This is a genomic window from Streptomyces cahuitamycinicus (assembly GCF_002891435.1).
Classification (GTDB): Bacteria; Actinomycetota; Actinomycetes; order Streptomycetales; family Streptomycetaceae; genus Streptomyces; species Streptomyces cahuitamycinicus.
Genome location: NZ_POUC01000353.1, coordinates 1 through 8,500 on the forward strand (window position 1 = coordinate 1; position 8,500 = coordinate 8,500).

The window sequence follows — 8,500 nt, forward strand, 5'->3', positions numbered from 1 at the left end:
AGATGTGTATAAGGGACAGGCTCGGGGTCGTCCTGCTCACGCTCGGCCGCGGCGCGGCGTTCGTTGTACCGCTCGCTCATCTCGGTCAGCCCGGCACCCAGCCGGCCGAGCCACCCTGGCACTCGCGACATGATCCGTCCTTTTCCCCCGTCTTGGCGCACCACTCCCCCGAGGAGCCGTCCGTCCGACCGTACATGGCGCGAGCCCCGCACCGGACGACGGTGCGGGGCTCGCGCTGAGGACGGGGTGGGCCGTGGGCCGGCCGGCTCAGTACCAGTTGTTGGCCTGCCAGAACGACCAGGCATCACAGGGGCTGCCGTAGCGGTCGTTCATGTAGTTCAGGCCCCACTTGATCTGGGTGGCCGGGTTGGTCCGCCAGTCCGCGCCGACGGACGACATCTTGGAACCGGGCAGCGCCTGGAACATGCCGTAGGCACCGGAGGAGGGATTGACCGCCTTGTAGTTCCAGTCGGACTCGTGGTCCACGATGTTGCTGAAGCACTGGAACTGACCCGCCGGCACCATCTGCCGTGCCATGGCCTGGAGCTGGGCGATGCTGTAGGAGGTCGCGACGGGGAAGTCGGAGATGTCCTTGGAGCGGCTGGCGGATGCCTTGGCCTCCGCGCGCTCCTTGGCTTCCTTGGCCGCCTTCTCGGCCGCCTCCTTGGCGGCCTCCTTCTTGGCGATGGCCGTCTCGGCGGCGGCCTTGCGGGCGGCCGCCTCGGCGTCCTTCTTCGCGCTCGCGTCCGCCTGGATGGCCTGCGCGTCGGCCTGCTGCGTCAGCGACGCGGTCTGCACCTGGGCCTGCTGGCCCGCGGGGATGTCCGCGAGCAGCGTGGCGCCGGTTGCCGTCGCCTCCGCGTCGTTGTTCTGCGCGGTGCTGCCCGAGGCAACGCCGACGACGCTTCCGACAGCGGTGACCGCCGTGGCCGAGGCCACTGCGAATCCCCGGACCGAGATCCGGCTCACACGGTTTTCCTTCCAGCATCGCCCGCTTCGGTGACCCTCGCGGACGCAATCGTGCCCCTGGCACTGGCCTCCCCAACTGCGGGGTCACGGGAGGCGCGGGCCCGATGGGCAACTCCCCCGAGGGGAGCACCACGTGTTGCTCGGGCGGCATACGACATCGCTATGCAGTTGATGCTGAAGCTTTGTGGTGCCGTACCGCTGGCTGGGGGTACAGGTGTGTCGTATGCGGGGCCTGACAGGAGTGAGACTCTGCCGTAACCCGACGGGGCAAGGCAATTCCGAGTTGCGTGTGAAAGCTCACATCCCGTTTGACGCAGGAAATTCCACCGAAAGGCCACACGTGAAGGCGCCGCCCGGCTAGGCTCTTGGCCTTTTCCCGGACGGCGCCAACTATCGCGAAACCGCCATTCTTTGCCGTGTGCGGTCAGATGTGCCCGTCTTCGAGCATTTCGGTCACAAGGGCTGCGATCTGTGACCTCTCGGACCGCGTCAGGGTCACGTGCGCGAAGAGCGGGTGCCCCTTCAGCTTCTCCACGACGGCGACGACACCGTCGTACCGGCCGACCCTGAGGTTGTCCCGCTGGGCCACGTCATGGGTGAGAACCACGCGTGAATTGGCCCCGATCCGGGACAGAACGGTGAGAAGTACGTTCCGTTCCAGCGACTGGGCCTCGTCCACGATCACGAACGCGTCGTGCAGCGAGCGTCCGCGGATGTGGGTGAGCGGCAGGACCTCCAGCATCCCGCGCGCGGTGACCTCCTCGATGACCTCGCGGGACGTGACCGCCGACAGCGTGTCGAACACCGCCTGCGCCCAGGGGCTCATCTTCTCGGCCTCGGAACCCGGCAGATAGCCCAGTTCCTGCCCGCCCACCGCGTACAGCGGACGGAAGACCATCACCTTCTGGTGCTGACGGCGCTCCAGGACCGCCTCCAGCCCCGCGCACAGGGCCAGCGCCGACTTGCCGGTGCCGGCCCGGCCGCCCATCGACACGATTCCCACGTCCGGGTCGAGCAGCAGATCGAGCGCGATCCGCTGCTCGGCGCTTCGGCCCTTGATGCCGAACGCCTCACGATCCCCGCGCACGACACGGATGTTGCCCTCGGGCGTGACCCGCCCGAGCGCCTTGCCGCGCTCCGACTGGATCATCAGGCCCGTGTGCACCGGCAGTTCGGCGGCCTCGGGGACGTAGACGTGCCCCTCCTCGAAGAGGATGTCCACCTGCTCGCCGGGCAGGGTCAGTTCGGACATTCCGGTCCAGCCGGAGGAGTCCGTGATGGCGAGCTCCGCGCGGTACTCCTCGGCGAGGAGCCCGACGGAGGACGCCTTGATCCGGAGCGGGAGGTCCTTGGACACGACGGTGACGTCGAACCCCTCGGCCTGCAGGTTGCGGGCGACCGCGAGGATGCGGGAGTCGTTGTCCCCCAGGCGGTAGCCGCTGGGCAGCACGCTGGGGTCCGAGTGGTTGAGCTCGACACGGACGGTCCCGCCCAGATCTCCGATCGGGATGGGGGCGTCGAGGCGACCGTGCCGGACCCGGAACTCGTCGAGCAGGCGCAGGGCCTGCCGGGCGAAGTAGCCGAGCTCGGGATGGTGCCGCTTGGCCTCCAGCTCTGTGACCACGACGATGGGGAGCACGACCTCGTGCTCGTCGAAGCGGTTCAGGGCGCTCGGATCGGCCAGCAGGACGCTGGTGTCGAGAACATAGGTGCGCCGGTCGGGCTTGTGGCGCTTTGTGCTGGTCACCACGGAAGGACGTACCCCCTCGGATGAGGTCGGGGAGCGACGGTATGGAGCTGGACCGGTCGTCGGCCGCCCTGCGCGGGCCGAAAACCGGCCCTCCGCCTCTTCGTCCGTGCTGTGACCGCACGATCGGGCTGGTGCAAAGGGCCTCCCGGGCGGACGGCCCCGTGCCGTCCGCTGAGATACGACACCCGTGGTTCGGGCGTCGACCTGTCTGGGTTATGCCCTCGAACGAGCGTCGCCATGCCACGGCATATGACGGCAAGCCGGTGAACTCCGTGTTACGCGCGTCCTCAAGGGGGTACCGGGAGGTGTCGTGACGTGGGATGTCCTGCGTCCGCGGTGCCCGGCAGCGCTACGTCAGCCGCCGTAGCGCCGGTGCCGGACGGCGTAGTCGCGCATGGCCCGCAGGAAGTCGACCTTGCGGAACGCCGGCCAGAACACGTCACAGAAGTAGTACTCGGAGTGAGCGGTCTGCCAGAGCATGAATCCGGACAGCCGCTGCTCGCCGCTGGTGCGGATCACCAGGTCGGGGTCGGGCTGGTCGCTGGTGTAGAGGTGACGCCCGATCATGTCGGTGTCCACGGCCTCGGCGAGCTCCTCCATCGAGGTGCCACGGTCCTTGGCGTCGAGCAGCATCGAGCGCACGGCGTCGGCGATCTCCTGACGGCCGCCGTAACCGATGGCGACGTTGACCACTATGCCGTCGACGTGCGCGGTGGTCTCCTCGGCCTCCTTGAGGACCGTCTGCATCCCCGGGGGCAGCAGGTCGGGCGTGCCCACGTGGTGCACACGCCAGCGGCCGTCGGCGGCCAGGGTGCGCACGACGTCCTCGATGATGCCGAGCAGGGGGACGAGCTCCTCCTGCGGCCGGTCGAAGTTGTCCGTGGACAGCAGCCAGAGGGTGACGACCTCGACATCGGTCTCGGTGCACCAGCCGAGGAACTCCTCGATCTTCCCGGCACCGGCCCGGTGGCCGTCGACCGTGCTGGAACCGGCGGCCTTCGCCCAGCGCCGGTTGCCGTCCATGATGACGCCGATGTGTTTGGGCACCTGAGCGTGGTCCAGGTGACCTTCCACCCGGCGTGCGTACAGCCTGACCAGCAGGCCGCGCAGCTTGTCGCGCAGGTTCACGTGATCGTCAGCCCCTCCGTAAGGATCGGACAGGCCGCGGTGCACGGCCCGGTCGTGGCCGTCGGCGGTCCCTGCCCGTATGGCAGTCCCCGGGGGCGAAGCCTACCCCCGCAGCGGCGGTGGGCCGCCAACCGGGCCGGAACGAATGGTTCCGGCCGGTGGTTCGAGCCGCCCGGCGGACCAAAGAAAAACGGGCCGGTCCGTGGGGGGGAGACGGACCGGCCCGAGGGGGGGTTTCCACCATAACCCTTCGTAAGTGATGCTGCGTGCATCGGCGTGCCACAACTACTCTCCGGAGCCGACCGGCGACGCGGCGATGACGGCGGAGGCCTTCGTTCAGGGCTCGCTCCTGGCCGAAACGTGGCGCATACGCAGGGGAATCAGGCGCCCTGGGGCAGAAAACGGAGGCTTTGCCGCACCTTGAAACCCACTCGGGTGACATGTCCCGGCATCCCCCCGATGGGTGAACCAGGCCATGAACACCCGCTTGACCCGTAATCACCCCCGGGCCCTCGCCGATTCGCCGCTTTGCCATCCCGACATCGCCGCCGCACAGGGCCCGGCGGGAGGCCTGGCACCGCGCAGCCCCCTCCACTGCGCGGTACCGCCCGCGCAGCTTTGCTCACGCGAATTGCCGGGCTTCGAATCTACGCGAGTGGCTGCACGGAGGCGAGCCACTGGCGATAACGATGTGAAAACCCTCGTCGGAAGATGCGCAAGTGCAGTGAGCGCAAAGAGTGACGTCCGTTCGGCGCGTGCCCTCACGGTGAACAGGGGCCCGGGGCGCGTCAGCCCGGCTTGCGCGCGTCGAAGAGGTGGCGGGTGCTGTGGGCGACGAAGGCGCCCTCGGCTTGGATCCGCTCGTGCAGCTCCCGCAGCCGCGGCTCGTACGCCTCGACGGTGAAACCGGGGACCATCCAGACCACCTTGCGCAGGAAGTGCACGACCGCGCCGATGTCGTGGAACTCCACGCGCAGCCGCTCCGCCCGCAGCCCGACGACGTCGAGCCCGGCGGCCTCGGCGTCGGCCCGCTCACGGTCGGGGTGGCGGGCACTGCGCACGCCGTCCGGCTGGGGGCCGAGAAAGTACTCGACGAGTTCGAAGACGCTGTTCGGGCCGACGTGCTGGGCGAAATACGTCCCGCCGGGCTGGAGGACGCGGGCGATCTCCTCCCAGTGCGGCCGGACGGGATGACGGCTGACGACCAGGTCGAAGGCGCCGTCGGCGAAGGGCAGCGGGTCGTCCTCGGCGGTGGCGACGACCGCGACGCCGCGCGGACGGAGCAGGGCGGTCGCCTTGGCGACGTTGGGCGGCCAGCCTTCGGTGGCGATGGTGAGGAGGGGCGGCTTCGGGGCGGCGGTCCCGGTGACGGGCCGGCCCGGGGTCTCGTCGGCGACCCTGGACAGGGCGAAGTCCAGCACCTCACCGCCCCCGGTCTGCACGTCGAGCACAGCACTCGCCCTGCCCAGCCGCCCGGCCATCGAGACGGCGTAACCCCAGGAGGGGCGTGCCTCCGTCGCCCGCCCCCCGAACCAGGAGAAGTCCCAGCCGTCCGTGGGGACGGAGGCGCCTTCGGCCACGAGGTCTTCGAAGCTGGTGGGGCGTGGAGGCCGGGGCTCGGGCCGGGACGTCACGCGGTGCTCCTTACGACAGGACGAATACGACGTGCTCGTTGTCACCGGGCCTCAGGGAACCAGGGGCCGCACTTCCTCAGCGGCGAACCGCACGAACCCCTCCGGGTCGGGCTCGTCCGCCGTCGGCTGCAGTACGACACTGTCGGCCCCGGCCTCGACCAGCCGCTCGACGGCCTCGGCGACGGCCCCGGCGTCCCCGGCGACCCCGAGGTCCGGAACGGCTTCGACCCCCTCTGCGGTGAGCTCCGCGCGCAGCCGGGCGGCGGCGTCGGGCCCGGTGGCGGTGAGCAGGTAGACGACCAAGGGGTGGGGCCCGGCCTCACGACCGGCCACCGCGCGCCCCTCCTCGACGAGCTGCCGCGCCGTGCGCACGCCCTCGGCGTTCGTAGAGGCGGTGAGGATGGTCCCGTCGGCGGCCTCTCCGGTGAGCCGCAGGGACCGCGGCCCGGTGGCCCCGGCCAGCACTCCGCTCCGCGAGCCCTGCGGCGGCCAGTCGAGAGCGACGTCGTCGAGCTTGACGTACCGTCCGTCGACCGTGACGCGCTCGCCGCCCAGCAGGGCCCGCAGCGCGACGAGATGCTCTCGCAGCAGGGTGAGGGGCGACTCGACCCGGGCGCCGACCTGCCCCATCCAGCTCTGCACACCGTGCCCCACACCGAGGATGGCCCGGCCCGGGAACATCCGGTGCAGTGAGGCGGCCTCCATGGCCGTGATGGCGACGTTCCGCAGAGGCACGGGCAACAGCCCGACCCCGACCCGCACGCGCTCGGTCCACGCGAGGGCGGCCGCGGCGGTGGAGATTCCGCCTTCTCGGAAACAGTCCTCCCAGAGCCAGAGTTCCTCGAGCCCGGCATCATCGGCCAGCCGGGCTACGGAACGGAGTCGCTCGGGGGCCAGTTGAGGGCGGAAGACTGCGCCTAGTGGGGTCATGGTGCCGTTCTTACCCGGGCCGAGGCGCGACGGGCAACGCAATTCCCGTCGGCCGGGCGGTCCATCCCCCTCATGGTGGTCGTGCCGCCCGGCCGGATCCGGCGCTCGGTCAGCGGTTGACGGCCTGGATCTCCTGTACGACCACGTCCTGGGTGGCGCCGAACGTGCCGTCGGGGAGGTCGCCTCCCGCGCCACCGGTGCCGGTCCACTCGATCTTCCAGGTGACGGTGGCCTGGAGGGGGTAGGTGCCGTCGCCCGAGGAGCGCAAATACCTCACCCCGCAGGGCGGTGTCCGGTCGGCCTTGCCCTTGGCGTAGGGCTCGCCGATGCGGTCGCCGTCGGCTTCGCAGACGCCGGAGGCCGGGTAGGTCACGGCGTCCTTCGTGCCCGGTTCGATCCTGAGCGACTGCGGTCTCGCGGTCGCGGTCGCCGTGAGGTCGATGGCGGGTACGGACGCGGTGACGGACACCGGCTTGAAGTCCGCGACGTCGAGCCAGGCCCAGGTCGGCAGGTTGACCTTGGTCGCGGCGGCGGGTGCCAGGGTGACCTTCGTACTGGGGACGCGGATCTCGGCATAGGCGAGCTCGGCGAGGATCTCGGGCGTGACGGCGTTCTGGACGTCGGCGGGCGGCGGGTCGCCCTGGTCCACCCAGAACGGCTCCTCCGTGCAGGCGTCCCAGCCCGGGGGGAAGTCCTCGTCGACGAACGAGTCCCAGAAGTAACCCTTGCCGGTCTTGTCCTTGTTGAAGTCCTTGTAGGGCTTCCCCTCGACGTAACGGTCGCGCTGCTTCGCGTCCCACTCGTAGCCCGTCGAACCGGCCTCCCAGACCGGCTCCATGGTCTTCTGAAGCTGCTCCGGGGTGTACTTCGGGGCGTACCAGCAGGGCGGCGGCGTCCAGGACGTGGCCGAGGTGAGCGCACCGGCGGAGGCGCCGCTGCCGTTCTTGGAACGGTCGAAGACGACGCCGCCCACGGTTACGGAGACGGTGCCGTCTTTGCCTGCGTCGGCTTTCTGCGTCTCACCGTCCGTGCTGCCGAACCCCTTCTCCGCATAGGCGGGGCCGGACATGGTCAGGGCTACCACTACGAGGCCCGAAGTGAAGAGCAGGCGCTTGGTATGGATCAGGGCTGACACTTCGCGCTCCCCCGCTGCGAGATCAGTCGCTCGGTCACCCAGACGCCCTTGTCGTTCTTGCGCAGGGTGCCGGCGTAGACGACGTAGCTGTCCTTCGTCACCGGCGTGACATCGGTCTTTCCCGTCTTCAGGAACTTGTTGAACGCCTTGCTCTGGTCCTCGCAGTACACGAGTGCGGCCGTGCCGTCACCCTTGATGGTGAGGCTCTCGCTGTAGTAGCGGGTCAGACCAGTCGTGCGTGCTTTGTGGTCGACGAACTCCTGGATGTACTTCTGGCTTTCGGCGGCGGCCGTGCCTTCCGAGTAGAAGCGGTAGGCCTTGTCGAGAGGGTCCTGCTTGGCGATTGCCATGTCTACGGCTCTGATGCGCTGCTCGGCATCGTTGAGCACGGCGTCCTTCTGGGAGTCGCCGGTCTTCTTCCATTCGAACTCGTAGGTCACGTCCGACGGCAGCTCGATCTCCGGCCGTCCGCTCGTGCCCGGCTCGCTCGGGGCGGCTGAGGGCGAGGCCTTGTCCCCCGTGTCCGCGCCCGCGATCTTGTCGTTGTCCTTGCCCTTGGAGCTGTCGTCGCTCCCGCACGCGGACAGCGTCAGGGCCGCAGCGGCGGTCAGCGTGAGCGCTGCGAGGAGGGTGGGGCGGCGGTTCACGGTCGGCTCCTGGGAGGTGGCGAGGCTTCTCTTGAGCGAACCAAAGCTATACAGCGGGGTGCGGCCGCACCAGGGTGAAGGTTGTCAACTCGCGGGGCGTATGCGGAGGAACCGGTGATTCGTCGTCACCTTCGAGCCGTAACGGTTGCGTAACGCGCCAACGCCGGGCACCAATGGCGATACCGCCGGGGGCGTTTCAGTCAGGAACGAGCAAAGGGCTTGGGTCCGTGGGCCCATGTGAGGGCTGTTCCCTGCGGATACGTTCAGAGCCGGAGTGGTGTGGGTGCACGGTCGGAAGGGGGCCGGA

7 protein-coding genes are annotated in these 8,500 nt (G+C 69.4%); all 7 read right to left on the bottom strand.

Going from position 1 to position 8,500, the window contains the following annotated elements; genetic code table 11:
- Nucleotides 1–267 precede the first annotated feature (267 nt).
- The gene (locus C1J00_RS32680; RefSeq protein WP_180989775.1) at nt 268–969 is read right to left on the bottom strand and encodes an aggregation-promoting factor C-terminal-like domain-containing protein; all 702 of its coding nucleotides are present in this window, start codon (nt 967–969) and stop codon (nt 268–270) included.
- Between the two features lie 424 nt (nt 970–1,393).
- On the bottom strand, nt 1,394–2,719 hold the full coding sequence (phoH2, locus tag C1J00_RS32685) for an RNA 5'-3' helicase PhoH2 (protein WP_102912595.1): 1,326 nt from the start codon (nt 2,717–2,719) through the stop codon (nt 1,394–1,396).
- A 354-nt stretch (nt 2,720–3,073) separates the two neighbouring features.
- Entirely contained in the window at nt 3,074–3,847 is a 774-nt protein-coding gene (locus C1J00_RS32695; protein WP_102912597.1) for an isoprenyl transferase, read from the bottom strand.
- Nucleotides 3,848–4,635: 788 nt separating this feature from the next.
- On the bottom strand, nt 4,636–5,481 hold the full coding sequence (locus C1J00_RS32700; RefSeq protein WP_180989776.1) for a class I SAM-dependent methyltransferase: 846 nt from the start codon (nt 5,479–5,481) through the stop codon (nt 4,636–4,638).
- Between the two features lie 51 nt (nt 5,482–5,532).
- Complete coding sequence (locus C1J00_RS32705; RefSeq protein ID WP_102912598.1) at nt 5,533–6,411, bottom strand: LLM class flavin-dependent oxidoreductase; 879 nt, start codon at nt 6,409–6,411, stop codon at nt 5,533–5,535.
- A 109-nt stretch (nt 6,412–6,520) separates the two neighbouring features.
- Nucleotides 6,521–7,480 carry a hypothetical protein gene (locus tag C1J00_RS32710; RefSeq protein WP_102912602.1) on the bottom strand — a complete coding sequence of 320 codons (960 nt, stop codon included), beginning with the start codon at nt 7,478–7,480 and terminating at the stop codon, nt 6,521–6,523.
- Nucleotides 7,481–7,533: 53 nt separating this feature from the next.
- Nucleotides 7,534–8,193 carry a hypothetical protein gene (locus C1J00_RS32715; RefSeq protein WP_102912599.1) on the bottom strand — a complete coding sequence of 220 codons (660 nt, stop codon included), beginning with the start codon at nt 8,191–8,193 and terminating at the stop codon, nt 7,534–7,536.
- Nucleotides 8,194–8,500 lie beyond the last annotated feature (307 nt).

Bases quoted from the DNA above. Each gene is read 5' to 3' on its own strand.
- C1J00_RS32705 (WP_102912598.1), bottom strand. From the start codon at position 6,411: ATGACCCCACTAGGCGCAGTCTTCCGCCCTCAACTGGCCCCCGAGCGA.
- C1J00_RS32710 (WP_102912602.1), bottom strand. From the start codon at position 7,480: ATGTCCGGCCCCGCCTATGCGGAGAAGGGGTTCGGCAGCACGGACGGT.